Source organism: Pontibacter cellulosilyticus, from assembly GCF_014306105.1.
GTDB lineage: Bacteria > Bacteroidota > Bacteroidia > Cytophagales > Hymenobacteraceae > Pontibacter > Pontibacter cellulosilyticus.
Map to the genome: position 1 here is coordinate 1,242,804 of NZ_JACRVF010000001.1, position 26,031 is coordinate 1,268,834.

19 protein-coding genes are annotated in these 26,031 nt (G+C 46.0%); 9 read left to right on the forward strand and 10 right to left on the reverse strand.

All coding sequences use genetic code 11. The features are described from left to right. Positions 1 to 60 precede the first annotated feature (60 nt). From H8S84_RS05345 to H8S84_RS05360, 4 genes are all read right to left on the reverse strand, one after another. Positions 61 to 1,614 carry a GAF domain-containing protein gene (locus tag H8S84_RS05345; protein WP_187066209.1) on the reverse strand — a complete coding sequence of 518 codons (1,554 nt, stop codon included), beginning with the start codon at positions 1,612 to 1,614 and terminating at the stop codon, positions 61 to 63. Positions 1,615 to 1,799: 185 nt separating this feature from the next. Next, the gene (locus H8S84_RS05350) at positions 1,800 to 2,099 is read right to left on the reverse strand and encodes a hypothetical protein (protein WP_187066210.1); all 300 of its coding nucleotides are present in this window, start codon (positions 2,097 to 2,099) and stop codon (positions 1,800 to 1,802) included. A gap of 492 nt (positions 2,100 to 2,591) precedes the next feature. Then, positions 2,592 to 3,233 (reverse strand): response regulator, encoded by a 642-nt coding sequence (locus H8S84_RS05355; RefSeq protein WP_187066211.1) that lies wholly within the window; start codon positions 3,231 to 3,233, stop codon positions 2,592 to 2,594. 17 nt (positions 3,234 to 3,250) lie between these two features. Next, positions 3,251 to 7,084, reverse strand: coding sequence for an ATP-binding protein (locus H8S84_RS05360; protein ID WP_187066212.1), 3,834 nt, complete (start codon positions 7,082 to 7,084; stop codon positions 3,251 to 3,253). Positions 7,085 to 7,541: 457 nt separating this feature from the next. Between H8S84_RS05360 and H8S84_RS05365 the strand changes: the two genes are divergently transcribed. The 4 genes from H8S84_RS05365 (at position 7,542) to H8S84_RS05380 (ending at position 11,461) form a co-directional block, all read left to right on the forward strand. Beyond that, positions 7,542 to 8,447: a hypothetical protein gene (locus H8S84_RS05365; RefSeq protein WP_187066213.1), complete on the forward strand. Its 906-nt coding sequence runs from the start codon at positions 7,542 to 7,544 to the stop codon at positions 8,445 to 8,447. A gap of 68 nt (positions 8,448 to 8,515) precedes the next feature. Then, positions 8,516 to 9,439, forward strand: a complete 924-nt coding sequence (locus H8S84_RS05370; protein WP_187066214.1) for a hypothetical protein — start codon at positions 8,516 to 8,518, stop codon at positions 9,437 to 9,439. A 26-nt stretch (positions 9,440 to 9,465) separates the two neighbouring features. Continuing rightward, positions 9,466 to 10,140, forward strand: coding sequence for a response regulator transcription factor (locus tag H8S84_RS05375; protein ID WP_187066215.1), 675 nt, complete (start codon positions 9,466 to 9,468; stop codon positions 10,138 to 10,140). Position 10,141: 1 nt separating this feature from the next. Beyond that, positions 10,142 to 11,461 (forward strand): sensor histidine kinase, encoded by a 1,320-nt coding sequence (locus H8S84_RS05380; RefSeq protein ID WP_187066216.1) that lies wholly within the window; start codon positions 10,142 to 10,144, stop codon positions 11,459 to 11,461. A 113-nt stretch (positions 11,462 to 11,574) separates the two neighbouring features. On the opposite strand, the gene H8S84_RS05385 is transcribed toward H8S84_RS05380, so the two are convergent. After that, the gene (locus H8S84_RS05385; RefSeq protein WP_187066217.1) at positions 11,575 to 12,981 is read right to left on the reverse strand and encodes a S8 family peptidase; all 1,407 of its coding nucleotides are present in this window, start codon (positions 12,979 to 12,981) and stop codon (positions 11,575 to 11,577) included. A gap of 505 nt (positions 12,982 to 13,486) precedes the next feature. Here H8S84_RS05385 and H8S84_RS05390 point away from each other — a divergent pair. After that, positions 13,487 to 13,699 carry a hypothetical protein gene (locus tag H8S84_RS05390; protein WP_230407047.1) on the forward strand — a complete coding sequence of 71 codons (213 nt, stop codon included), beginning with the start codon at positions 13,487 to 13,489 and terminating at the stop codon, positions 13,697 to 13,699. 103 nt (positions 13,700 to 13,802) lie between these two features. Here the strand turns inward: H8S84_RS05390 and H8S84_RS05395 are convergent, their stop codons facing one another. Continuing rightward, positions 13,803 to 14,951 (reverse strand): PQQ-dependent sugar dehydrogenase, encoded by a 1,149-nt coding sequence (locus H8S84_RS05395; protein ID WP_187066219.1) that lies wholly within the window; start codon positions 14,949 to 14,951, stop codon positions 13,803 to 13,805. 299 nt (positions 14,952 to 15,250) lie between these two features. Between H8S84_RS05395 and H8S84_RS05400 the strand changes: the two genes are divergently transcribed. Next, positions 15,251 to 16,183 (forward strand): mechanosensitive ion channel family protein, encoded by a 933-nt coding sequence (locus tag H8S84_RS05400; RefSeq protein WP_187066220.1) that lies wholly within the window; start codon positions 15,251 to 15,253, stop codon positions 16,181 to 16,183. 230 nt (positions 16,184 to 16,413) lie between these two features. On the opposite strand, the gene H8S84_RS05405 is transcribed toward H8S84_RS05400, so the two are convergent. Together H8S84_RS05405 and H8S84_RS05410 are read right to left on the reverse strand one after the other, a co-directional pair. Then, complete coding sequence (locus H8S84_RS05405; protein ID WP_187066221.1) at positions 16,414 to 17,301, reverse strand: EF-hand domain-containing protein; 888 nt, start codon at positions 17,299 to 17,301, stop codon at positions 16,414 to 16,416. A 505-nt stretch (positions 17,302 to 17,806) separates the two neighbouring features. Then, complete coding sequence (locus H8S84_RS05410) at positions 17,807 to 18,670, reverse strand: hypothetical protein (RefSeq protein ID WP_187066222.1); 864 nt, start codon at positions 18,668 to 18,670, stop codon at positions 17,807 to 17,809. Between the two features lie 646 nt (positions 18,671 to 19,316). Here H8S84_RS05410 and H8S84_RS05415 point away from each other — a divergent pair. Continuing rightward, complete coding sequence (locus H8S84_RS05415) at positions 19,317 to 19,487, forward strand: hypothetical protein (protein ID WP_187066223.1); 171 nt, start codon at positions 19,317 to 19,319, stop codon at positions 19,485 to 19,487. 87 nt (positions 19,488 to 19,574) lie between these two features. Here the strand turns inward: H8S84_RS05415 and H8S84_RS05420 are convergent, their stop codons facing one another. Beyond that, positions 19,575 to 20,945 carry a hypothetical protein gene (locus H8S84_RS05420; RefSeq protein ID WP_187066224.1) on the reverse strand — a complete coding sequence of 457 codons (1,371 nt, stop codon included), beginning with the start codon at positions 20,943 to 20,945 and terminating at the stop codon, positions 19,575 to 19,577. A 368-nt stretch (positions 20,946 to 21,313) separates the two neighbouring features. Here H8S84_RS05420 and H8S84_RS05425 point away from each other — a divergent pair, with 368 nt between their 5' ends. Both H8S84_RS05425 and H8S84_RS05430 read left to right on the forward strand, forming a co-directional pair. Next, complete coding sequence (locus H8S84_RS05425) at positions 21,314 to 24,787, forward strand: class I SAM-dependent DNA methyltransferase (protein WP_187066225.1); 3,474 nt, start codon at positions 21,314 to 21,316, stop codon at positions 24,785 to 24,787. A gap of 20 nt (positions 24,788 to 24,807) precedes the next feature. Continuing rightward, the gene (locus tag H8S84_RS05430; protein WP_187066226.1) at positions 24,808 to 25,611 is read left to right on the forward strand and encodes a tetratricopeptide repeat protein; all 804 of its coding nucleotides are present in this window, start codon (positions 24,808 to 24,810) and stop codon (positions 25,609 to 25,611) included. A 143-nt stretch (positions 25,612 to 25,754) separates the two neighbouring features. Here H8S84_RS05430 and H8S84_RS05435 read toward each other — a convergent pair whose 3' ends face one another. Beyond that, positions 25,755 to 26,021: a hypothetical protein gene (locus H8S84_RS05435; RefSeq protein WP_187066227.1), complete on the reverse strand. Its 267-nt coding sequence runs from the start codon at positions 26,019 to 26,021 to the stop codon at positions 25,755 to 25,757. Between the last annotated feature and the right edge of the window lie 10 nt (positions 26,022 to 26,031).

A 26,031-nucleotide genomic window follows, 5' to 3' on the forward strand; every position in this document is an offset into this window, starting at 1 on the left:
CGTGTGTCGTGTCCGGTACTATACTTAAGATTAAAGGCAGTAAACTGTGATGGGAAAAGGTTAATACCGTTCCTTTATCAGCTTTTCTAATACAGCGCTGCGTAAGGCTTCGGCTGCTTCCAACTCCTCGGGTTGCCATGGCAGTGAAGTATGCTTTACCGTTTCCTGGTAGGTAGCAAAGGAGTTACGCGGATGATACGTCTTGCCGTCAGGTTCCATTTGGATGGCATTGTCTGGATTGCCTCCCCAACTCACTGTTTGGAGTACCTCGGGCCTGAACCCAAGTATAAACTCTCCCTGATCGGCATTAACCGGAATTGATATCAACCCACTGGCTATTTCTTTAAAGCTTCTACTGTTCGGGTACAACTGCGGCAGAGTATCGGTGGCAAACAAGCCATTGTTCTTATTGCGTCGCAGCCAGGAGGCCAGCTCCTTCAGCTCCTGTTTGCCCGGTGTGCTGCCGTTCGTCCAGATGTTGCCTTCGTATACTACGGCTGCACCACTAAGAGAAAGCAGGTCCTGTATTCCAGTGGCACCATCCAGCAACCCATCAGCAAAGTGCGTGGTGTTGTAGAGCTGTTCTACCAGCTTAATATGAATATTACGAAGGGTAACCCGAAGGGACATGTGCTCTTCGCGTTGCTTTGCCTCGAGTTGTGCCGAAAGTATACCGGCAAGCAGTTCCATAGCAGAGCGCATTTCGTAGCCAGGGTATTTAGCTGTTTTATGATGACAAGAGATCAGGCCCCACAGCTGGTTATCGATAATAATAGGCAGCGACATGGAAGCGGTGATCTTCAGGTTGGTCAGGTACTCCAGGTGCACGTTGGCAACACTCCGAAGGCTACTCTCTGATAGGTCTGTGAAGCGCTGGGTTAGTGGGTTTATTATTGGCACAAGGCGCACAGGCGTATAATCGCGTGTCGGGATAAGGCGGTACGGGTTTTTAAAGTATAAGTCGCGTGCCTGCCTCGGTACATCCGAAGCCGGAAACCGAAGACCCATGTAGTCATCCATATCATCTTCCTTTGCCTGGGCCACTACAATACCGTTCCATTGCGGGTCGAACTGGTATACCAGTACCCTGTCAAACCCACTGAACTGCTTCAACTCATCAGCTGCCCGCTGAGAGATTTCCTGGCAAGTACCTGCCTGCTTTAAGAGCGAGGTGATGTACTTGATATGCTGGTACAGTCGCACAAAAGATTCTTCCGGCGTTGATTTGTTCTCTTCGAGCTCTACCAGCACGTAATCCTGCTGCGGAAGTATAAGCGCCAGCAAAGAAATTTCCTGGTCGTTTACCTTAAAGTTTAAGGTGAACGGAATTTTTTCCTGGCCATCCTGTATGTTCAGTTTCTTAAGAATTTCTTTATACTGCCCCTCCTGCAGGAAATTGGAGAGCGGCTGCTCCAGCAGTTTTTCGGCAGGAACGGACAGGAAGTCGGCTACATTATCTGTGGTTTGCAGAATGCGCAACTCCTTTTTATCCAGTACCAGTAGCACACCATGCGGTTGAATCAGGTTGACCAGGTGCAGGGGTATACTTCCGCAAAACTCTGAGTCGTAATTTTTTTCAATAGTAAGGTTGATGGGTGCTGTGCTTTCGCTCATAAAGGATACTGTAAGTTTGGGTGATATACTTGCTGCTGATGTCAGTTACACAGATCAAAACAGCGAGTTTGTCCACTTGTTTATAAAATTCCGTACGTGGCCACAATCAGTTGTCCACAAGATAGCACTTTTACGTTAGTTTACCGCCAATAACCATAATACTGGCGGAAAACAGTTGTTTTATTCTAACGCTTGGCTTCGTTTGCAGGATCTGTCACACTTGGGGTCAAAGGCCTGTTCTCCCCCAAGAATTGAACCGCTTCTTCTCTAGTGATGAAGTAACTGAAATTTACCTGCTTGTTAAGCGCTTTCTCCATTTCCTCGCCAATCTTAAAACCAAAGCTGTTAGCCTTGGAAACGTGCAGTATTTGCTTTAGCCCCATAGCAGTCATTTTGGGTACCCAGATCCGGGAGAGCCAGTTTATGGAGTCACCCCAGATGGATAGTATGTTGCTGCAGTCGTTTATAATTGTGTCACTGGGCATTTGCTTAACACAGGTTTCCAGCCACAGCATCACAGTCTCTACCTGCAATTTTGTCGTATACCCACGCCAAGTCAACACCAGGGTATTAAACCCGTTCAAATGGTTGACTTTACAATAAGCCTTCCCGAATTCATTTTCAAACTCCTTTTCCATTACTCTAACGAATGTGTTGGCAGCTATTGATTGGGGATTCTCTATATGCTTTAGATTAAAAGATGATGTTATAATTTACAAGCAGCTTAATATGAAGCATATGTGCTACTCCCCAAAACTACCATACTGTAAAGCAATGCGATGATTAGGAGCCATGCGATGGTAAAGCGCCTTTGATGACAACCCATTGTCGTACTTTTACAAAGATAAGCTTAATAAGAAGATAAAGGCCGCTAGCGGGCCCGTTGTTATGAGGTGGACACTATGATTTTTGTGTCGTATTTTTTACGACAGACGAGCAAAAGGAAAGAAAAAAGTACAGCTTTTTCTTTAAAATTCTTAGTCTACCCACACCAGGTTGTTTGTGAGGCAATAGCGAATGAGCTCTGCATTAGAAGTAAAGCCCATTTTATCAAAAATGCGGTTGCGGTATGTATTTACCGTGCTAAGGGTCAGGGTCAGGCTTTCTGCTATATTTTTAATTGATTCGCCCTCGCCTATCTTGCACATGATCTGGAACTCCCTGTCTGATAGTTTTTCATGTGGCTCTCCAGCCTGGTTATCATTCGCAACAGACTCAACGAGCAGTTCGGCCAGCGAGGCAGAAATATACTTATGTCCGGCCCATACTTTATGAATAGCAGAGACCAATTCATCAGCCGCACTCTCTTTAGAAAGATAGCCTGCAGCTCCAGCCTTAAGAGAGCGCATGGCATAGGTTTTTTCTGGATACATGCTAAGCATAAGTACAGGCACATGCGGATGTAGCCGCTTCATATCCAGCAGCACGTCAAGCCCGCTTTTAACAGGCATGTTAATATCCAGCACTACAAAATTGGCCTGACTTTTCTCCAGTTTCTTCATAACTTCGGCACCGTTTACAGCCTCCGCCACAACAGCTATTTCGGGTTCATCTTTCAGTACTTTTTTAAGCCCTTCCCTTATTAGCAGATAGTCATCTGCGATGAGTAAATTGATCATAACCTCTTTTATTGAATTCAAATGGAAATGTGCTGCATTTGACCTAGTGGCACATCCAGTCTTACTTTTGTTCCTGTTTCCGGGCTGGAGTCAAATAACAGGTTTGCACCAATACGGGCTGCCCTTTCGTGCATACCCAACAGGCCAAATGTTCTCATATCGGTCAGGCTATCAGGCGCCATTCCTTTGCCATTATCCGATATAGTAAAGCAGAAATGAGCTTCGCTTTTTGTAACATCTATTGTTACTGCTGTTGCACCTGCATGCCTAGCCACGTTGGTCAACGTCTCCTGAATAATCCTGAATATTTCTATAGAGATCTCCCTGTCAAGGGCGATGTAATCTAATTCGGCGTTTACCTCCACGGCAATAGTGGTACGCTTTTGAAAATCCTGCGCCTGCGACTCAACTTCGGATAACAAGCCAAAGTTATCCAGCACGGCAGGCCTTAAAGCAGCCACAATATCGCGCACGGATTTGATAGAACCGTTGATGGTTTTCTGCATATTTTCGAGCTCCTCCTGCAACAGCTTCTGCTCCACATTGCCGGTGGCCAATTTTTTGAGCAACAGCACAACATCAATTTTAAGAGCGGTAAAGGCTTGGCCCAGTTCGTCGTGCAGTTCACGGGCAATGTATTTGCGCTCTTCTTCGCGCATTACCTGCAGGTGAGATGTAAGTGCCCGAAGTTGCTCATGCGACCGGGACAAGGATGCCTGTGCTTTCTTTTTAGAAGCGATCTCTTCCTGCAGCATTGTGTTCGCAAACTGCAATGCCTGTGTACGTTCTGCTACTTTTTCTTCCAAGTCGCGGTTATACTTGCTTAGCAGATCTTCGGCCCATTTACGCTTGGTTATATCCACGGAGGCACCAATATAGCCGGCAAAGCTACCGTCGGGCATAAACCTCGGAACACCATGGTTTAGGAACCAGTGATAGGCTCCATCAGCTCCAAGCAGGCGCAGCTCCATTTCGTATGGCTTATGTGTTCGAAGGGCAGCTTTGTAGTTATCCAGCAGGAGTGCCTGGTCGTCGGGGTGCACCCCCTGCAGCCAACCATTTTGCTGCTCCTGCTCCAGCGAGCGGCCCCTGAACTTAAGCCAGCTCTTATTAAAATATATGGGTTCATTGCCAAACTCTGAGATCCAAATCAATACCGGTGCTGCATCTGCCATTACTTTAAAGCGCATTTCCAGCTCCTGCCGTGCCTGCTCCTCCATTTTCCGCACGGTTGTATTACATATGTACATCGAGAGTCCCTGCTTGTAAGGATACACCTTCACATCAAACCAGGCATTAAGAGTTGGATACTCCATGTCAAATTGTACCTCCTGCCCTGTTTGCTTCGCCTCCAGCACCTTGTCATAAAAAATGGTGCCTTCAAGCTCCGGGAACACATCCCAGATCACGTTGCCGATAAAGTCTACCTCGGTGCGGTTGGTGAATTTTCCAGCGTTGTCGTTGATATATGTATAGCGCAGGTCCTTATCCAGTACAATAAAGGCATCGCTCATATTTGCCAGTATATCCGTCAGTTCGGCTTTCAGTTCCTGCGATTCCAGCAGTAGCCTGTGTTCCCGTTGCAGCGCGTTTTTACGTAACTCAGCGATCTGTAGCTGAGATTTAATGCGTACAAGTAATTCGCGGGCACTGAATGGCTTGGTCATATAATCATCAGCACCGAGGCCCAGTCCCCGGAGCTTTTCTTCCTCTCCTGCCTGAGCTGACAGAAGTATGACCGGCAGTGCACTGAGCTTTGGCTGTTTTCTTATCTCCTGCAGCAATGCTATCCCGTCCATTACTGGCATCATACTATCGCTTAGCACCACATCCACAGCTTCTGACCTTAGATGTGCCAGCGCTTCCTGACCGTTGGATGAGGTCAAAACCCGGTACGAAGGTTCCAGCACACGCTTGATGTAAGCCAACATGTCCTGGTTATCATCTGTGAGCAACACTGTAGACTTTAGCTGTCCTGCTTCTGTATTGTTTGTTTGATCGCTGTAACCAGTAGTGTCATCATTCGTCGCCAGCCAGGAGCCAGCCTCTATTAGGTATGGATTTGCCCCTTCTTTCCCAGATACCTGATAGGTCCTGGCATCAGAAGATATTATACTTTCAAAAGGCAGGTGTTCTTTTCCTTTTTTGAGTACAACCGAAAAGGAACTTCCCTTACCGGGCGCACTATCTACGGTTATACTTCCATGGTGCATTTTTACCAGTTCGGCCACCATCGACAAACCTATGCCTGAGCCTTCGTAAGAGCGGCCGCAGTTATTCTGTATCTTATGGAAACGGTTAAAGATCTGGGGTAATTCGTCTGGAGCTATGCCTACGCCTGTATCCTGTACCTGCAGTTCCACCTCTTCGCTGTGGTCAATCAGTCTCAACGTAACTTCACCCTCCAGTGTAAACTTAAAGGCGTTAGACAGTAAGTTGTAAATTATCTTTTCCCACATTTCAGGGTCTACATAGAAAGGCTCTGTAACAGCATCGCAATTGATACTGTACTTGAGGCCTGCCCGCTCCATGACGGAGGTAAATGTGCTGCCTAGTTCCTTCGTGAAAGAGGCCAGATCTACTGCACAGAAGCCGGCCTTTGCCTTACCCGATTCTATACTTGAGAAGTTGAGCAAGTAATTTACCTGTTTCAGTAAGCGCAGCCCGTTGCGCCTGATCATTTCGAGCTGTTGCTTTTCCTGCTCGCTACGAAACGCCTCTTGCTCCAGCAGGCTCTCCACCGGCCCTAACATTAGTGTAATTGGGGTACGGAATTCGTGGCTGATGTTGCTAAAGAAAGCTGTCTTGGCATCGTTAAGCTCCAGTAGCTTTCTGTTACGTTCTTTTTCCTGCTCCACAACTCTAACATTAGAGCATAAAGCATTTACATGTGTATGCAGCAGGTTCAGGAAGTTAACGTACTGCTCGTCGTACTCCAGCAACGGGCTTATACCTATTATAAGCCAGCCAGACAGTTGCTCCCGCCCGGAGCCAACGATTGGCAATGCCAAAGCACGCTGCGGTAACATCTGATGGTCTGGCAGCACTAAGTGAGGAAGAAGTGCGGAAAGATCTTCCAGAAGAACGGGGGCAACCATTTTAGCATACTGCTGTAGCGGCCATGCAGCACCACTGGCAAGTGCAGGTATCAGTTTAAGTTCCTTCGCAAAAGAGACCTGAGTATAGTTTGATAAGGCAAGGGAGTTATTTACACAATTGTATAGCAGGGCAAACGGCGTATCTCTTTTACTTGCACCCAATATGCTGCACAACTCCGAACTTACATCTGCTATGCTTCCGCTTTTAACACTCACGGCACCAATTTGTCGCAGCGTTTCCAGCCTGCGTTCACTCAGCACCTGCCTTGTCTCTTCGGAGCTTGTACAGAAAATACCTCCCACCGAACCGTCTTCCTGTATAATGGGGCTGCAGGAGAATGTAAAGTAAGCTTCTTCTTTAAAGCCTTTGCGCTCATTATAAAGCAGTAGCTTATCCGCAAACCAGGCTTCACCCGTGTCCAGCACTTTATTAAACATAGGGCCTACCACCTCCCAGATATCAGCCCACATTAACTTTGCAGGCTTCCCCAACGACGCTTGCTGCCGGTTGCCCATAAAATGCATGTAAGCATCATTGTTGAGCATGATCATATCCCTGCCCCACCAGATGGCCATCGGGTAGTCGGAACCTAGCATTATATGCACAGCGGTTCTCAGGCTTTGGGGCCAGGAGCTGATTGGTCCTAATAATGATTCCTCCCAGGCGAAGTCCCGTATTTGCTGGTGCATTTGACTGCTGCCAAGAAAGCCGGTATCGGAAGTGGGTTGTGGAGCAAAGGTACTTTCTTTCATAGAGCAGTGGTAAGGTAAGAGGTAATGCCTTCCAAAACATCCGGCGCCTTTGGCAGATTAATTACCGGAAAGCTTTACAAAAATCATAAAAAATTATGACCTGTAATCGAAATCAACAAAGCGGTTTAAATAATAGTTGCCTCTAATATTAAAGCAGCTACAACCTGTACAGCAAAGCAGCAGGTTGTGCATAAGTATAAAAATGAAGTGTTGGTAAAGGTACAATCCGGAATGAAATATAAGTTAAAGCTGTTGATTAACCCGTTCTTGGTGCTGCAGGGACACATTTGAAACATTAAGCAGGTCTATCATCATTAAGTCTGGAAGTTGATTTTAGAAGAACTAAGGCGGCCTCAGGAAAAAACTGAAAAAAAATTTAAAATTTTTTCCTTCTTCATGTTGTCTTCATCTTGACATTATAGTTTTGATGCATAAATTAATTAAACCGATAAAGACAATGAAAAAGATAACACTATTGGTTGCCGCGCTTTTAAGCACTGCAACAGTATTCGCCCAGACAAACACTACTTCTGTAAAAGCCAAAAAAAGCACTACTACCGAGGTTGCTGCTGACGAGAACGGCAAAAAAGTTAAGACAAATAACAGAGCCGATGTAGATGCATCCTCTTCTACTGAAACAGAAGAAGGCAAAGCAGAAGGAAAAGCCAAGGTAAACGGATCGGTGTCTGTTAAGGCTAAGAAGAACAAAGAAAAGCAGACAGAAACCGAAGCTACTCCAAAAGAGAATCACGGACAGGTTGTATCGGAAACAGCACACAGCCTGAAAGCAACAGCTACAGCAGAAGGTGAGAAAACAACACAGCGCGGACAGGCAGTAGCCGAGGTTGCACAGAGCAATGCAACTGCAGTGGCGGCCAAAGGAAAAGAAACAGCTGTAACAGGAGAAGAGGTTGCCGTAGAGGTAGCGCAGCAGTCTGAAGCTACGGTTAAAGTACAAGGCAAAAAAACTGAGGAGACAAGCAAAGCACAGGCAACAACTGCGCAGGCACATGGCAAAGCTGTAGTAGAAACTGCACAGGGCACGCAGGAACAAGGCAAGAACAAAGGCCAGGAAGTGAAAGAGGTTGCAACAGCAAAAGCCAAGGAAAAACCAGCACAGGTAGAAGCCAAAGGCAAGGCAGCTGCACAAACTAAAGTAAGAGGCGGTGCCAGCCGCGCGGCAGGTGTTACAAGAGCAGCAGGCGCTGCCAAAGTTGGCACAAATGCAGGCGCTACAGTAGGCGGTGCTGTAAACAAGACTACCAAAGTGGTTACACCAGGCAAGTCTAACAGACCGGTGCAGGTAGGCGGAGCTGTAAACGTAGGCGTTGGCTCTAAAATAAAAGTAGGAAGCAACAAATAGTTTTGTGGTAAGTATAAGCCCGGTAGCCTTTGCAATTGCAGAGGCTACCGGGCATTAACGATTTATAGATGAAGAGAATTTGGATATGGACCTGGCTGTTTTTGCTGCTTCCTGCTTTTGCGTTTGCAAACCTACAGGCGGCCGAGACAGACACAACCAAGACAAACTGGTGGGTGGTTGGCGTAGAGACATCTAATAACTCGTCTTTTTTTGGCCGAAACACAGCCACGCGCTACCCCTATATTGCCCCCACTGTAACCTATGTGCACCACACCGGCATTTGGGCCTCTGCTACGGCTCACCAGCTTTTTGGCACCGAAGACTTTATTGACGAAACCGACCTGTCTGTTGGCTATAGCTTTAAGGTGCGCAAGCGCCTGGAGGTGGACCTGAGCTACTCGCATTTTATATTCGGCAAAAACACTCCGCTGGTAAATGCCAGCACCACAGATGCACTTTCGGCCAGAACTGCCTACGACTGGAAATACCTTTACACTGCTCTTACAGGCAGCTATATTATTGGCAGTGGCAACGATATTTTCACGGTGCTGGAGAACTCGAGGTACGTGCCGTTAAATCCTCTGTGGCAAGGCAACATACCTGTAGGGCTGGACCCTAAAATCAGTGTAACAGCCGGTACACAGCATTTTTACGACACCCACACCACTACCACTACCAAAAAGACAAGCACCGGTGGTGGCACTACCGGCAGCGGCCCCATAGGCGGTATACTTGATCCGCTAAAGCCCGGCGGAGGCAATGGCAGCAACAACGGCGGCACCACAACAGAAGAGACGACCACAACCACCACTACCACTAATGTAAGCAGGTTCCGGGTGCTGAACTATGATCTTAAAATACCAGTGGTAGTATACTATGGCAATTTTGAATTTGAGCCCTCATGGCGTTACTCCATACCAGTTAACAAACTGGAGGGTGATGAGTCAAGGGCGCAGTCATTTTATACTTTAAGCGTTAAGTACACGTTCTAGCATACAACATATATCTCACCTTTATTATGCACGTACTCATTGTAGAAGATGAGGTAAGCCTGGCAAACGAGTTAAAACACTTTTTAACCCAGGAACATTACCTCTGCGACTGGGCCTTTACGGGACGTGAGGCATCAGAGAAAATCGCTGTTAACCGCTACGACTTTATACTCCTCGACTTGGGCCTGCCTGATTACGAAGGGCTGGACCTGTTAAAAGAAACAAGGCAACTGGAGCATGAACCAGCCATTATTATACTTACAGCACGCGGAGCACTCGAAGACCGCATCGAGGGCCTTGGCCTGGGAGCTGACGACTACCTGCCTAAACCATTCTCGTTGCTGGAGCTGCAGGCACGCATGCAAGCCATACTTCGCCGTAAGTTCCAGGTTAAGTCTACTGTGCTGGAGTTTCGCGGCATTGAACTAGATAGCGCTGCCCGCACTGTACATTACAAAGGCAAGGAAATAGCACTCACTAAAAAGGAGTTCGACCTGCTGCACTACATGCTGCTGCACCGCAAGCGCATACTTACCCGCCTGCAGTTAACAGAGCATATCTGGGGCAATATTTTAGAAGATAATTACGACTCCAATTACATAGATGTGCATATCAAAAACCTGCGCAAAAAACTGTCTGAGTACATCCCAAGCGATTGGCTCGAGACGGTGCGCGGCGTGGGCTACAGGTTAGTAGCATAACATGAGGCTACAGTCTAAATTAACGCTGTTTAGCGCAGCATCCAAAATAATCATATTGCTGCTGTTGGTGATGGTACTGCCACCTGTTATCAACCGTATTGCATTATTAAGTACAGATCAGCGCCTGCTCCAGAAAAAGGAGCAGGTGTTTGACATTATAGAGGAGCAGGGTATTGAGTCTTTTTTAACAGGAGACGAAGACAGTGCCTACGGCAGTTACAACCTCCTGAAGGAAGAGTTTATTTCGATGGAGCCGATTGACCCCTCGCAGATAAACAACCGGATAGAGAACACCCTCCGCAAAGTTGAAGGCGAAATTGTGGAGTACCGGGTGCTTAGCCTCGCCTTTGAACTGCACGGCGAAACGTACCTGTTGGAGATTGGCCGCAGCCTCGATACAATCCGCGAAACAAGTAATACGCTACAACGCTACGCTTTATACTTTCTGGTGGGTGTGGTGTTGTTTACTGTTTTCATAGACCTGGTTTTTCTGAAGGTGCTGCTTCGCCCCATGCGTCTTATCCTGCGTAAGCTAAAGCGCATTGGCCATCCCGACAAGTTTAAACCAACTCCCCTCCCCACCACTACCAGTGATTTTATTTACCTGAACGACACCATCAACAACATGATGGGCCAGGTGCAGGACGCTTTCCGGAAAGAAAAGGAATTTATCGGCAATGTATCGCATGAGCTCCTGACACCGGTATCGATCCTGCAAAACCGCCTAGAGAACCTGATGGCTGACCCTATTGTGCCGGACGAGGTGCTGCCCAAACTGGCGGAAAGCCAGAAGACACTGTATCGTCTTAAAAGTATAATCCAGGCGCTACTGCTTATCTCCCGCATCGAAAACGAACAATACCTTAAGAACGAATCCGTAAACCTAAGGGCGCTGGTACAGGATGTGGTAGAGGAAATAGGAGACAGAGCCGAGATGAAAGAGGTTACTATCAGCACATCGCTGCACGACAACCTGGTGCTGCCAAACGCAAATCACTCGCTGCTGTTCACGATGCTGTTCAACGTGGTAAACAATGCCATCAAGTATAACAAGGAGGGCGGAAGTATAAGTATAAACGGCTCGGGCCTGGGCAATAAGTATAAGCTTACGGTTACAGATACCGGCACAGGTATAGCCGAAGACCAATTGCCTAAGATTTTCCGCCGGTTTAAAAGAGCACACGCCACTGACGGCGAAAGCTATGGCTTAGGATTAGCTATTGTAAATACGGTTGCGAAGTTTCATAAAATAAAACTGGATGTATCTTCTAAGCTTAACGAAGGTACCACGTTCGCATTTGTGTTTCCGAAGAGTTCATAAGAAGAGAACGCAGTGCAGTATACTGGTAAGCTGTAAAGCTTAAATAAGAAAAAGCCGCTCCATACAATCAGGAGCGGCCTTCTGCTTAATCTATTAACCTAAAATCTATTCTGTTAGAAGCCGCTTACATTTAAGCGGCCACCTGTTACGCACCTGCCCGAAAGCGAAGCAGTTGGCAATGCGCTGCTCATAATAGCATTCTTGATGGCTGCTGCCGAGGAACCCGGATGCGAAGCCGCATAAAGCGCCACACCACCTGTTACGTGCGGAGTTGCCATAGAAGTACCGTTGTAAGAAGACAGCATGTTGTAGGCCGTAGTAGACCAGATTCCAGAACCAGGAGCACCGATATCTACAGTAGTGGCACCATAATTAGAGAACGATGACTTAGCACCGGAAGAAGTAATAGACGCAACCGCGATGATGTTATCCAGTGTGTAGTTAGACGGATAGCTAGCAACATTATCGTTGTCATCGCCAACACCATCGCTGCCACCGTTACCTGCCGCAGCCACAAACAGGATATCTTTTGCCTGCGAACGGGCAATAGCATCATACAAGGCCTGAGAGTAGCCACCGCCACCCCAGGAGTTGTTGCTGGCCACGATGTTCATACCATGTCTATTTTTCAGGTCTGTCAGGTAATCAACTGCTTTGATAGCGTTTGATGTAGTACCGCCTCTGCGACCCAGGAACTTCAATGAGATCATGGTTACGTTCCAGTTAACGCCAACCACGCCTTTGCCATTGTTTTCTGCGCCAATAGTACCGGCTACGTGTGTGCCGTGGTCGTCAAGCATACCCCTGCTGCCGCCATCATACACCTGGTTATCGTTGCCGTCAAAGTCCCAACCATTCACGTCGTCAACGTAACCGTTGCCATCATTGTCTACGCCGTCCACCGGATCGTAAGGATTGGTCCAGATGTTGCCAGCCAGGTCGGCATGGTCTACCTGTATACCTTCGTCAATAATACCTACAACCACCGAAGCAGAACCGGTATTACCGGTAGCCCATGCCTCTCCAGCCTGGCTGCCGTACTGGTTGGCAGGTGATGTGTTATCGCCGTACATGCCCCACAAAGATCCATCTGTATAATAAGGATCAGAGGTAGCGGCACTGTGGGTGTAAATATAGTTCGGCTCGGCATACTCAATTTCGCCGGCGCCTTTCATTTTACTAATGGCCTCAAGTGCAGCCATTGGGGTGTGCACGAGCGTAACCCCTTCTCTGTCTCCAAAACGCTCCATGGTCTTTGTAAGGATACGCTCCTTAACTTTACCGCCGATACGCTCCAGAACGGCTGCTTTTGCACTTGCAGAGGTACCTGCCTTAAACTTAACCAGTACCTCATTTGGCATCATCTGCTGCCCCTGCTGCCTCATGGCCTGTGCCTCATCGGATAAAGCAAAAGCCTCATCTTCCATCATAGATTCCTGCTCGCAGCTTGTTAAAAAGGCCGTAGACACAAATGCCATTGCCAAAGCAAATCTTCCCGCTCTAAAATAATTTTTCTTCATGTACTTAAATGTTTTAAGGTGAGAAATAAGTTAGAAGCTCAAGAGCGGAAAAAAATAAGCTATTTCAAAGGAAGGTTTACATGGAAAAGTAACATTGATATCAAAGCTTAAAACAGAAGATAAACAGCCTCCAATACATTAATTATCAATATCAAGACCTAAATCTATGTTCAAACAACATAAAAAGGTAACACAAGGCATACAAATAAAATATCCAATATATTTTGTTTGGCAAATATAGCAGGTGCACCTGAAAAAACAACACCTCTCCCGTTGTAAAAATTTAGTGGTGTATCTCTGACTTCTAGTAACTTACTATGCTGCTTTTTAGGAGTGGCCTTACACTTTAAAACCTCTCACAAATTGAACTTATACAAGCATAAACAAGCACAAAACACTCCTTTTAAACCTTTTATTATACTTTAAACGTAATAAAACAAAGCAGAAAACTTATAAAAGCAGTGTAGGTTTGTTACTTATTAATGTAGAACTAAAGAATAATACTATGAAAAAGATATTTTTTGCAGGCGCTATTGTGTTAGGCACAATGGGTATGTTTGCCTGCGATAACAATAATAACGAAGCTGTGACAGAAGACGAAGGTGTAGTGGTAGACCGTGACTCTGTAGCTACAGAGTATGAAGTGACAGAGACAGTTGTAGAATACGACACCACTACCCGAACTAAAACAGTGGATGTTGACGAAGAACAGAACTAACACTTAATAAAGAGTATAAACAAAAAGGAGCCGGCTTATGTCGGCTCCTTTTTGTTTATACCTGCTGCTACTTAACCTGCAACAGTTATACTTTTTGTATGTGCTACTTTAACGGTTTCAGGTGAAGTATTTTACCGTTGCTCTGGTCTGTAAGCACATAGATGGTACCGTCTGGTGCCTGTTCCACATCACGTACCCGCACATTTAACGGTATACGCTCTACCTCTTCTGCTTTCTCACCTTTTACCTGTACCCGTACAATACCAGAACTGGTAAGCCCGCCAATAAGGCCACTGCCCTGCCAAGCCGGAAAAGTTTTGCCGGTATAAAAAATCATTCCTGAAGGAGAAATGGTAGGAGTCCAGTGTATGACCGCATCGGCAAACTCTGGGCGGGTAGGCGGATTGGGAATATCAGAGCCATCATAGTTATCGCCCCAGCTAACTACAGGCCAGCCGTAGTTACGGCCTGCTACCGGCTGGTTTAGTTCATCTCCTCCCATCGGTCCCATTTCTACAATCCAGAGTTTCTTGGAAGAAGGATCAATGGCGGCGGCTTCGATATTGCGATGACCATAAGACCATATCTCGTCTTCTGCGTTCTGCTGTTTTACAAATGGATTGTCTTTAGGTATAGAGCCATCTGGGTTTATGCGCACAATAGTACCCAGGTGGTTCGATAGATTTTGTGCCGGTTCAAACTTAAATCGCTCTCCCAAAGTCAGGAATACGTGTCCGTCAGGTGAAAACACGATACGGCCGCCGAAGTGGTTCGGCCCTTCTACTTTTGGCTTTTGACTAAAGATGACTTTAAAATCCTTTAGCTCGTTGCCCTCCAGTTTACCACGGCCCAAGGCAGTAGAAGCCGTACCGTTTTCTCCGGGCTCGGCAAACGAAAGATACACCAGGCGGTTCTGCTTAAAATTGGGGTCTAGTGCAACATCTAACATGCCACCTTGCCCTTGAGAAAACACCTCTGGCGTTCCTGTTAACGGCTCCGAAAGTTTATTATTCTTATCTAGTATGCGAAGAGTGCCTTGCCGCTCTGTTACAAGCAAACGGCCATCTGGCAAAAAAGCCATTCCCCAAGGGTGATTCAGGTTATCAGCTAAGGTTTCTACTTTAATATCGCCGGCTTTTGTACGAACTGTAGACTTCTGTGCACTGACCTGACCTACTAAAAGTAAGAAAGCGATTACACTCAATGTTAGCCGAAGAAAGCTAGTAAAAGAGGTATGATAAATTGTTTTCATAGTCATTCTGATTGAAGTTATACTTATAAAAGTAACGAAGTTGGGGCCTTGATGTTTGAGCCGATCAGAAAAGGCGCATAGTTTCAGATAAGACTTCTATTACTTTTAAGAAAAGACTTAGCTCAGACTTAAGCAGTTCATGGTTAACTGTTGCCAGTTAAATCAGCGTAGTTTTAAACCGAGTCAGTGCTTCTGTATACCTATACCGCTTGCCACACGTACCAATAACATTCTTGCTGTAGGCGCAGCAAACATACTCGCTCAACTACGGTTACTCATACATACAAAAAGGAAATGCTATGCAAGAATCTAAACAGTTTGAGTTCAGCAACGCCACCTCAGACCTGGTACGGGTTGTAAACGAGTACTGGGAAAAGTTTATCTTTCTGCTGCCAAACATACTCATTGCCCTCCTCATCTTCTTCGTGTTTCTCTGGCTGGCTTCGAAGGTAAGAGCTATCATGCAAAGCAGGCTTAACAGCAAGTCCAAGGATCAGATAACAGCCGATTACCTGGCATTGATATCGAAATGGATTGTGCTGATAGTCGGTATTCTGTTGGTGTTGCAGACGCTGGGACTAAGCGCTGTGGCAGGCGGCATACTGGCCGGCGCTGGCGTATCGGCGCTGGTTATAGGATTCGCTTTCAAAGACATTGCGGAAAACTTCCTGGCTGGGCTTATCCTCGCCTTCAATCGCCCCTTCGAATTAGGCGACTCCATTGAGGTGACTGAAATAGTGGGTAAAGTAAAGGCACTAAACCTGCGCACCACCCACATCAGAACCTTCGACAGCCGAGATGTTTTCATCCCTAACGGCACTATCCTTACCTCCAATGTTGTAAACTTAACTGCTAACGGACTTATTCGCAGTGACTTTGTGGTTGGGATAGACTATAACGACAACATACAGGATGCTATTGATCTTATTGAGCGCATAGCCAAAAGTGTGGAGGGTGTACTGCAAAAAGACCCTCCATATGCCACTGTGGATGAACTAGGTGTAAGTACCGTAAACATCAAAGTGTTCTTTTGGGCTGAAACAGATGATTATAAGAAAGGCCTAGTGCTATTAAAAGGACGCGTAATGCAGGAAGTAACCAAGGCATTACTCGGCAACGGTTTCGGTTTGCCAGCCGACATACAGGAGCTGAAACTGTACGACTACCAAAAGACCTTGCCGGTAGAATTAGTTAACGGCCCCAAAGAGCAGCATCCGGCGCAGGACGCTTAGACTTTAGATATAACTTAATAGCTGTACCTCCTACTATTTGTTAATAGTAGCAGGAATTTGATGGCAAAGCTTAGAAATATAAACCAAACTCGTCTTTTGATTAACAACAACTTGATGGGGAGCTTTCACATACCTCTTCCCCTGCTTTTTGAAGAGCCATTAATTTACATTGCTGTCTTTCTAGAGGTTATTTACCTCGGTCATTTTATGGGATATCAGGTATACAATAACTATCGATACAGATAGGTGTAGAACTTCTCCTGATACTCTTCTGTGCTCAGCATATTGTCTTTATTAAGATCCCAACGGGTAAATATTCCAGCCGCCATCTCATCGAAATAAACCTCTTTATTTTGGTTTTTATCCCAGTCATTAAAAAATTTTAGGCTGCTTATCCCGTTCTGAAATTCTTTAATATTCAAATTTCCATTACCGTTCTCGTCCCACTTACCCCAAGACTGATTCTGTACATCAAAGTCAGCAATAAACTTACTCCATTCAGCTTCAGAAATATCAGATCCGTTATCCGTGTTTACCATTAGATACAAAATAGTGTTAAGCCATGGTTCATCAAACGAATATCCGTAAAACCAATCGTTATAGTTAAAGCCTAACTTATGCATGGCATCACTAAATATTGGGTTATACAATGCATTGGTGAAAGGTTGTGCAAATGCTGTACTGTTTATATCCAACGCATACACATAAAAAGTCGCAGAATCTTTTGCTATATTCTTTCCATAGTCTTTTGCTTCAACCATCACGGTATATTTTCCTGTAGCGGCATGTTTGGGGATAAGATATTTCATACCGAACTGGTAGTTCCGAGCATCAATGTATGGATCAACATCAACATCTGATAAACTCCGGGTGCTACCATTAGGCTCAGTTAAGACAACCCGCACATTATCAACCCTTACATTATCAGTAATATCAGCAAACACAGAAATTACATCTATAAATAGTAAAGAGTCATTTGTTGCAGGCGCAAATAAGTTTACCTGCGGAGCCACAGTATCAGCAGAAATGGGAACCGGCGTAGAATCATAATTATCACCATCGCATGACATGAAAGAGACGGAGAAGAGAAATAGGGAAGCCAAATAAATTGTTTTCATAGCCATAGAATTATCAAAGAGAAAGACCATATACAACATAAACAGCCTTTGGCAGGGACTACTGGTGGCATTTAGTAGAGGGGGAGATGTTCTGATGCTGTAAACATCTTTTCGAAATACAAAGAGTTAAAAAGCCTCAAATCAGGTATCCTGCACGGATAGGAATTTTGAAAATGCTCAAAATTGAATAGATGTGTCACTCCCGTTGATGATGGTGTACAAACTTTGAATTGCACAAGACCTGAAGGAATAAAAACAAAAAGAATATTGAATTACACGAAACAATCAAATCATAAAACATTATCACACAACCTATTGCAACAAGGTCTATCATAAACCCTGATTTGGACAAACCCCAGTGACGATCCAGAAGTCGCGACTTGCTCTTATGAAAAGGTTTGCTGATTTAATAGCTCCGTGAGCAACTAACAAACAACTTTGAGTGCTAAATTCTATTTTAAAACAGCTCCCATTTCAAGAAACAGCTGACAGTTATGTATACTAATTAGCGATACAGGTAAGTATAGAACTTCTCCAGGTATTCTTCCCTGTTCAGCATATTATCTTTATCGAAATCCCAATGGCCAAAGACTCCATTTGCAATTTCTTCTTCATTGATTATAGCATTTTTGTTCGAATCCCATTCATTAAATAAGTTTAGGCTCACTATTCCTTTTTGGAACTCAGCCTCATTTAAAGATCCATCAGTGTTTTCATCCCACATAGCCCAGGTCTGGTTTTTTATTCCGAAGTCTGCCATGAACGTATTCCATTCTGCTTCGGAAATAGGATATTGATCATCTTTAGATATCATGAAATACAAAACTTGGCTTAACCAAAAGCTGTCGAATGCAATCCCCCTGTCATGAACGTTATAGCCAAACCAATCCAAGGGCTCATAATACATTGAAAACCTACGACTGAAGGCCCTGCCAAATTCAGACTTGCCTAACGCCGGTGCATGCATTGTAAACGTAAGGGAATCTTTTGACGCATTTTCCGCATGATCTCCCGCTTCTACCACTACCGTATAGTTACCTGTGGCAGCACGTTTCTCAATGGGTAAGCTTATAGTCAAATCTATGAAAGCACGTCTTTTGAAACTTATAACTTGCTCAAAAACCAAGTTTCTGGTACCATCAGGACTGGCTAGGTTAATCCGTGCATATTTAAGTCCTCTGTTGTCTTTTATTATAGCACTTATTTGAACCCATTCAATTATTAAAAAAGTATCAGCGTCTGAAGTGGTCGTAACATTTAACACAGGGCTCTCTTTGTCTAACTCAGGCTCAACAATATCATCGTCACCATCGCATGATATAAAGGAGACGGAGAGGAGAAAAAGGGAAGCCAAATAAATTATTTTCATAGCCATAGAATTATGAAAGAGAAAGACCACATATAACATAAACAGCCTTTTGCAGGAGCATTAAAAGAAGAGAAGGTTTGCAGATGCGGTACACAGCTTTCAAAGGTACAACTAACAAAAGCTCTCAAATCAGGTATCCAGCATGGATAGGAATTTTGAAACAGCTCAAAATTGTGTGGAAGTATAACTCTGATCAGGCTCGCACCTCGCCTCTACAGAAGTACAAACAAGATAAAAGTATAGTAACTTATACGTTAACGACTAAAGTATAAATCACTAATAATCAGCACATAGCTTATATATTTATGGTATAAGCTATTTTAGAGGGCCTATGTAAACTAATTTTGAGCGAAGTATAGAAAGGTAAGCTATAGCTACTGAGCATCCTGTTCATCTATTAATCTTGATTCTGATAATTTTCTCGTGCACGATTCGGACAAGTCGCAACCTGGCTACCAGAGGATTAACTTTCCCCTATACTTTCTCCCCAAATTTTGCTAAACTGCAACAGCAAAACCATACTTGACTAGAAGACAAACAATGCCCCATACCCCTACCCCTGCCGTCACCCACTTCATCACCCTCTGGTGCTTCGGAACGTGCTAACTACCAGCTGTTTTTAACGGAACTGTGCGAGCTGTTGGGCTTGGAGAAGCCGCAGCTGGCTACCGACAAGGTGCACGAGGCGAGTTATAATTTTGAGCGGCCCGTGGTGTTTGATGACGGCGAGGGAAAGACCAGCACCGACTTCATCGTTCTTAAAGATAGATACATTCTCTTATCAACAAAAAGGTACTACAAACTCAGAATGCCATAGACTATAGTATATGCCTGCATTTATAGTCTATGGCATTCTGAGTTTTTAATTCTACTGCTTTCTTAAGCAGCTTTACTTAGTTATTATTTAGCGTCCTGTAGTAGATCCCGCATTAAGATTCTCATCTGCCGGTTGGCTCATCATCATCATTCTGGATGAAGAAACTACCAGTTCAGCAGCAATCGGAGTAACATCGATCTTAGCAACCCCAGCAAGTACGCGAGTGTTTGATTTGTCGTAAAACAAAGCGTAATCATCAGGTCCAGGTTCAATAACAGATGCACAAGCCATTGTTAGATCTGTAATACCCTCCGTAATTGGATGCTGACGAATAGAGGCCGTTGGCAAAACATTAAGACCACAATCAACTGCTCCACCCGTATTACGAAGAACAGCACCAAGACTAATCAACAACTCATTCTCAACTGTTAACCCTGTAGCTGTATAAAACCCTTCATGTTCACCAATAAATACGATGCGGCCGCCTTCTGCAGCAAACTGTTTCAGTGCATTAACTTCAGCTACAGTATAAGACAACGTGGGTAACCATAGGAAAAGTGTTTTTACATTACTTGGTATATTTATAAGTGTACCTACCGAACTCGATACATTAGTTAATGTAAGACCATGCGATTGAATGCGTGAACGCAATACATTGAATGTTGTACTATTTACTGATCCACTGCAGCCACCATTATATGCAGTATTATGTCCGCAGTCAAACCAGACTTCTGTGCCAGAGTTCCTAGGGCCGGCAGTTGTAAAGTTAACCAGGTTATCTATTAACCGTATGTTATTTGGATTGGCCATTGATAGATCAGAAAAAATATTCACATCATTAAACACTACTATATCACGGCCTGGCACCTGCACCCCATCATCATTTTTCTCTATTCTGAATTTGATTGGTAACGTTTGCCCTGCAACCAGTGCCATTACACCTGGAGCTACTGCTTTAGCCTGAGCACCGGTACTAACAACTGCAACATCAAAATAGCCCATTATTTGCTCTTCTACTTTAACACTAACTCTATATGTCTGACCTGCTACAGCTCCCGATTCCTTAGTATTCCAATTAACTATATAGTGTTCGTTCTCCATGTCTATTCTTACTTTCTCAGCACCACTACCATCTACAGTAAACAGAGTGTGTAACGGCGGCTCACAGGCAGGTGTAGCACAGATTTCTACAACAGGTGAAAGACTTGCATCAAACGTCCCACTATAGGACGCACTTTCAACAATTGGCGCAAGGAAAAATAAGCCTTCCTCCTCAGTTACTTCGCCGATTTTAACTACTAAGGTTTCTGCTCTTGCATCTAAGTCCGGAGAAACCTCGTGATCACTATCATTCTGGCAACTGACAACTGTAAAAGCTGTACATATTGCTAATAAAAATAAAAGAAACGGGCCAATTGCCAGTTTACTAGTTTGCATACTTTTTTTAATCATTTTCATAATGTTTAGGTTTTGGGTTAAAATGGTTTATGTACAATTGATTGAAAAAAATCATTAATAGAAAAATGATTAAATCATATGCAGTTGCTATGATAAATCCTTTACCTGGAGCATGATCAGTACAGTATTCTCTTTAAGTAAGCTTGACAAATATTTTGATTGATACGAAATTATATAACTATAGTAATAATAATTTATATTAAAAACATAAATTTAAATGTTAAAACATGATAACATGATGTATATATATGTTTATTATTAGTTAAGGAATATTCATATTTTTAATTTCATATTGTAAGCCCTATATTTTCTCACCAAATTTTGCTAAACTGCAACAGTAAAATCATACTTGATTCAGAAAGCAAACAATGCCGCATACCCCTACCCCTGCCGTTACAAACTTCATCACCCGCTGGAAAGCTTCCGGGGCTTCGGAACGTGCTAACTACCAGCTGTTTTTAACCGAGCTGTGCGAGCTGCTGGGCGTGGAGAAGCCACAGCCGGCCACCGACAAGGTGCACGAGGCGAGCTATACTTTTGAGCGGCCTGTGGTGTTTGATGATGGCGAGGGAAAGACCAGCACCAACTTTATTGACCTCTACAAAAAAGATTGCTTTGTGCTGGAGGCCAAGCAGGGCTCCGACAAGGCAAGTATAAGTGAGGCCGAAATCCTGGGTGCGGAACGAGCAAAAACCAAGACCGGCACCGCTACCCGCGACACCCGTACCTGGGAGCGTGAAATGAAAAAGGCCAAGGAACAGGCCCTGCGTTACGCTCGCTCTTTGCCAACCACCGAAGGCTGGCCGCCCTTCCTGGCGGTGGTGGATGTGGGCTACTGCATTGATCTGTATGCTGACTTTGCGCGGCAGGGAAAGACCTATGTACCTTTTCCGGACCCGCAGAACTATAGAATTACCTTAGCCGACCTTGAAAAAGAGGAAGTGCGCGAGCGCCTGCGTTTGCTCTTTACCGAGCCGCTGGAACTGGACCCAAGCCGCCGTGCTGCCCGCGTAACGCGTGCGCTGGCCGAGCGACTGGCGAAGCTGGCAGCCTCTCTGGAGGCGGCGGGGCACACGCCGGAGCAGGTGTCGGGTTTCCTGATGCGCTGCCTCTTTACCATGTTTGCCGAAGACGTGCAGCTGCTGCCCGACAACTCCTTTACCAAACTGCTGCAGGACTACCGCCAAAGTATAAGCTACTTCCCGCACGCGCTGCAGGCGCTCTGGCAAAGTATGGACAAAGGCGGTTTCGACCCTGCGCTTAAAACCATCATCCCGCAGTTTAACGGCTACCTGTTTAAAGAGCCCGAAGCGCTGCCCATCACCGAGGCGCAATTAGACCTGCTTATACTTGCCGCCGAAGCCGACTGGGCCGATGTGGAGCCTGCCATTTTTGGTACGCTGCTGGAGCGGGCTTTGCAGCCGCGCGAGCGCCACAAACTGGGTGCCCACTACACGCCCCGCGCCTACGTGGAGCGCCTGGTAATGCCTACCGTTATCGAGCCGCTGCGCGAAGAGTGGGAAGCGGCCCGCACTGCCTCGGCCATACTTGAAGACAACGGCGACGAAGCCGGAGCCCGCAAAGAGATAGAAGCCTTCCACCGCCGGTTGTGCTCGGTGCGCGTGCTGGACCCGGCCTGCGGCAGCGGCAACTTTTTGTACGTCACCCTGGAGCACCTCAAAAGGCTGGAGGGCGAGGTAACCGAGTACCTCGACCACTTCCCGGGGCAGAAAACCCTCGACATGACGGGCGGTTATACCGTAACGCCGGCGCAGCTGCTGGGCCTGGAGGTAAACCCACGGGCAGCGGCCATCGCCGACGTGGTGCTCTGGATCGGCTACCTGCAATGGCACTTCCGGGCGCACGGTTCGGCCACCCGCCTGAGCAACCCCATCCTGCGCGAGTACGGCAACATAAAGCAGCAGGACGCGGTGCTTAGCTACTCCGAACGCCAGCCGCGCCTCGACGCCAACAACCAGCCCGTTACCCGCTGGGACGGCCACAGCACCAAACCGCACCCGGTTACCGGACAGGAAGTGCCCGACGAAACCGCCCGCACCATCACCTACGATTACCTCGATCCCAAGCCCGCCACCTGGCCCGAAGCCGATTTTATAGTGGGCAACCCGCCGTTTGTGGGTAATAAGCGCATGCGCGATGCTTTGGGAGATGGTTATACCGAAGCGTTGAGAAAAGCTTACAAAGGTGCTGTGCCCGATAGTGCAGACTTTGTGATGTACTGGTGGTATAAAGCTGCTGAGATTTTGGCAGCTGATAAAACTGAACATTTCGGCTTCATCACAACCAATAGTATAACGCAGTCTTTCAATCGTAAAATATTACAGGCTTTTATGGAAGCCAAAGAACCAATTTCCATCACCTATGCTATATCTGACCATCCTTGGGTAGATAGTGCTGATGGTGCAGCAGTTAGAATCGCTATGACTGCGGCGGAAAAAGGCTCAAAACCGGGTAGACTCAATCTCATAGTTGAAGAAAAAGAAACTGGTGAGTTAGGCAAAGAAGTTATACTTCGTGAAAGGACAGGAACAATACATTCTGATATAAGCATAGGTGCTGCAGTCAACACAGCTAAACCTTTGAAATCAAATTCGAAGATTAGTGGTAGAGGTGTTATACCTCATGGAAGTGGTTTTTTAGTCACACTTGATGAAGCGCAAAAATTAGGATATAAGTCCAACCCTGAACTCGACAAACATATACGACCTTATAGAAACGGGAAGGACACAACTGCTGTACCACGAGGCTTATATGTTATTGACTTTTACGGCTATACTGAGAAGCAGCTGATGCAAACATACCCAGAAGTATACCAGCATCTTCTCCAAACAGTAAAGCCTCATCGAGCTCAAAATAAAAGAGCCTCGCGTAGAGATAACTGGTGGATATTCGCAGAGAATCAACCAGCTTTACGTAAAGCGATATCTAAAATTGACAGGTATATTATTACGGTTCAAACGTCTAAGTATAAGCCATTCATATTCTTAGACAACAGCTTCTTACCAGATGATAAACTAATAGCTATTGGTTTAGATGATGCTTACTTTTTAGGTGTACTTTCATCAAATATTCATTCTGTTTGGTCCTTAGCTGCGGGTGGAAGATTAGAAGATAGACCCGTATATGATAAAACTACTTGCTTCGACCCCTTCCCCTTCCCAGCCGCCACCGAAGCGCAGCAGGAGCAGATCCGAAGTATAGCCGAGCAGCTGGACGCGCACCGCAAGCAGCGGCAGGCGCAGCACCCCACGCTCACCATCACCGACATGTATAACGTGCTGGAGAAACTGCGGTCGGGCCAGGCGCTAACACCCAAAGAGCAGAAAACCCACGAGCAGGGGCTGGTAAGTATACTGCTGCAACTGCACCAGGAGCTGGATGCCGCCGTAGCCGCCGCCTATGGCTGGCCCGCCAACCTGCCCGAAGAAGAGATACTCGAGCGCCTCGTGGCCCTGAACAAGGAACGCGCCGCCGAAGAAGCACGCGGCCACATCCGCTGGCTCCGCCCCGAGTACCAGAACCCGCAAGGCACCCAGCAAGGCGACTTGGGTATAGAAAGCAAAAAGGCAGGCAAAACCGCCGCAGCCACTGTTAAAGAGCAGCTGGCCTGGCCTAAAAACCTGTCGGAGCAGGCGCAAGCCGTGCAACGCGCCCTGCAAATGCACGAGCGCCCCGCCACCGCGCAGGAACTTATACTTCAGTTCAAGCCCGTCGCCAAGTCCCAACAGCCCCAGCGCCTCCAGCAAATCGACAGCCTGCTGCAAACGCTTCATGGATTGGGCTTATTAAGAAAAACGGAGCAGGAGCAGTATGTGAAATAACCCATTGCAGATTTATACTTATGAGAACTTACCTGTACCTACTCGTGGCTGCTTTGCTTGTATCCTGTACTGCAGGCAAAAACAGCCCTTCTGCTCCCGTCGCTGGCAGCACAGCCGACAATGGCAAAACCATTACAGAAACGGATGCACAAAACAACCTTGTCTCGTCCACCTCTTCGGCAAACGCTGCTGACAAAACAGCATCGGGCAAAATTATTTTTGAGGGCAGCAACAATCTTTACGAGCTCATAGACCACAACACAGCTTACTTCGACCAAGGCTATGATGTGATCATTATCAAAGGCAACGGCAACCTGATCAGGCTCTATCATACAAGGCTATTAAACCAGCATAAAGGCGCTGACACACTGGTAATGGTCGGGAACAAAGAGAAATATGTGATGGCTTTCGGGTCTCATCCCGGATTCTTACCCGAGCCTGCCACGGCAGACACCATTCAACTCAAAACGCAGCCCTTCTCAACCGATCCGTTTACGCAGGGTCTGGAAGAGGGCAGCCTGGGCCAAAAGATCGTTAGCAACCTGCTCGCCGAAATGGAGAACGGCAATACAGAAGCTTACCATGCCTTGGGAGATGTATATAATTTTGGCACCAATGGAGTCGCGATTTCTACTGTTAAAGCCGTTTCGCTTTATGAGTATGCGGCCACAAGAGGTTTTGCAGCCTCCATCGGTCGCCTCGGCGACATCTGGTACTACGGCACTTTCGACTTTAAGCCCCAAAAGGCAAAGGGCCTGTTTTACTATAGGTTAGGGGCTAAGATGGGAGACGAGTACTGCCAAAGAGCTTTAGCCGGCCTGTAAAGCCAGTGCTAAACCAGCCTTGCCTGCTCCTACAAAATGCTCGCAACTGAAAAGCTGTATACTGCAAGCGCTTTATACTTTGGGTGTAAGATAAGGAACCGGGCAGAAGCAGTTTACCGCTGCACCTAAGCTTTTGCCTACCGTTATTTAGAAAGTTGTTCGATGAGCTTGCGTTTTATACCACGCTCTATTTCGCGCTCCACATTTATCGTATCAGCCGAACCGATCTTTGTAGCCAGTGAGTCTATACCAGTATGTCGCTCTAGCTCTTTGTTTGCGGCCTGGTGCAGCGAATCAATGGCCATAGTGGCACCAGACTCTGCTACGTTGTAAAGGGTGTCTTGCAGGTTGTTATCTGTGGAGCAGGCTGTAGCACTTAAGGCTATGGCTACATAAAGTAATTTCTTCATTTTGTGAATT

Excerpts from the sequence above, each read along its gene's own strand:
- H8S84_RS05345 (WP_187066209.1), bottom strand. The coding sequence starts at position 1,614 with ATGAGCGAAAGCACAGCACCCATCAACCTTACTATTGAAAAAAATTAC.
- H8S84_RS05350 (WP_187066210.1), bottom strand. The coding sequence starts at position 2,099 with ATGCCCAGTGACACAATTATAAACGACTGCAGCAACATACTATCCATC.
- H8S84_RS05355 (WP_187066211.1), bottom strand. The coding sequence starts at position 3,233 with ATGATCAATTTACTCATCGCAGATGACTATCTGCTAATAAGGGAAGGG.
- H8S84_RS05360 (WP_187066212.1), bottom strand. The coding sequence starts at position 7,084 with ATGAAAGAAAGTACCTTTGCTCCACAACCCACTTCCGATACCGGCTTT.
- H8S84_RS05365 (WP_187066213.1), top strand. The coding sequence starts at position 7,542 with ATGAAAAAGATAACACTATTGGTTGCCGCGCTTTTAAGCACTGCAACA.
- H8S84_RS05370 (WP_187066214.1), top strand. The coding sequence starts at position 8,516 with ATGAAGAGAATTTGGATATGGACCTGGCTGTTTTTGCTGCTTCCTGCT.
- H8S84_RS05375 (WP_187066215.1), top strand. The coding sequence starts at position 9,466 with ATGCACGTACTCATTGTAGAAGATGAGGTAAGCCTGGCAAACGAGTTA.
- H8S84_RS05380 (WP_187066216.1), top strand. The coding sequence starts at position 10,142 with ATGAGGCTACAGTCTAAATTAACGCTGTTTAGCGCAGCATCCAAAATA.
- H8S84_RS05385 (WP_187066217.1), bottom strand. The coding sequence starts at position 12,981 with ATGAAGAAAAATTATTTTAGAGCGGGAAGATTTGCTTTGGCAATGGCA.
- H8S84_RS05390 (WP_230407047.1), top strand. The coding sequence starts at position 13,487 with ATGAAAAAGATATTTTTTGCAGGCGCTATTGTGTTAGGCACAATGGGT.
- H8S84_RS05395 (WP_187066219.1), bottom strand. The coding sequence starts at position 14,951 with ATGAAAACAATTTATCATACCTCTTTTACTAGCTTTCTTCGGCTAACA.
- H8S84_RS05400 (WP_187066220.1), top strand. The coding sequence starts at position 15,251 with ATGCAAGAATCTAAACAGTTTGAGTTCAGCAACGCCACCTCAGACCTG.
- H8S84_RS05405 (WP_187066221.1), bottom strand. The coding sequence starts at position 17,301 with ATGAAAACAATTTATTTGGCTTCCCTATTTCTCTTCTCCGTCTCTTTC.
- H8S84_RS05410 (WP_187066222.1), bottom strand. The coding sequence starts at position 18,670 with ATGAAAATAATTTATTTGGCTTCCCTTTTTCTCCTCTCCGTCTCCTTT.
- H8S84_RS05420 (WP_187066224.1), bottom strand. The coding sequence starts at position 20,945 with ATGAAAATGATTAAAAAAAGTATGCAAACTAGTAAACTGGCAATTGGC.
- H8S84_RS05425 (WP_187066225.1), top strand. The coding sequence starts at position 21,314 with ATGCCGCATACCCCTACCCCTGCCGTTACAAACTTCATCACCCGCTGG.
- H8S84_RS05430 (WP_187066226.1), top strand. The coding sequence starts at position 24,808 with ATGAGAACTTACCTGTACCTACTCGTGGCTGCTTTGCTTGTATCCTGT.
- H8S84_RS05435 (WP_187066227.1), bottom strand. The coding sequence starts at position 26,021 with ATGAAGAAATTACTTTATGTAGCCATAGCCTTAAGTGCTACAGCCTGC.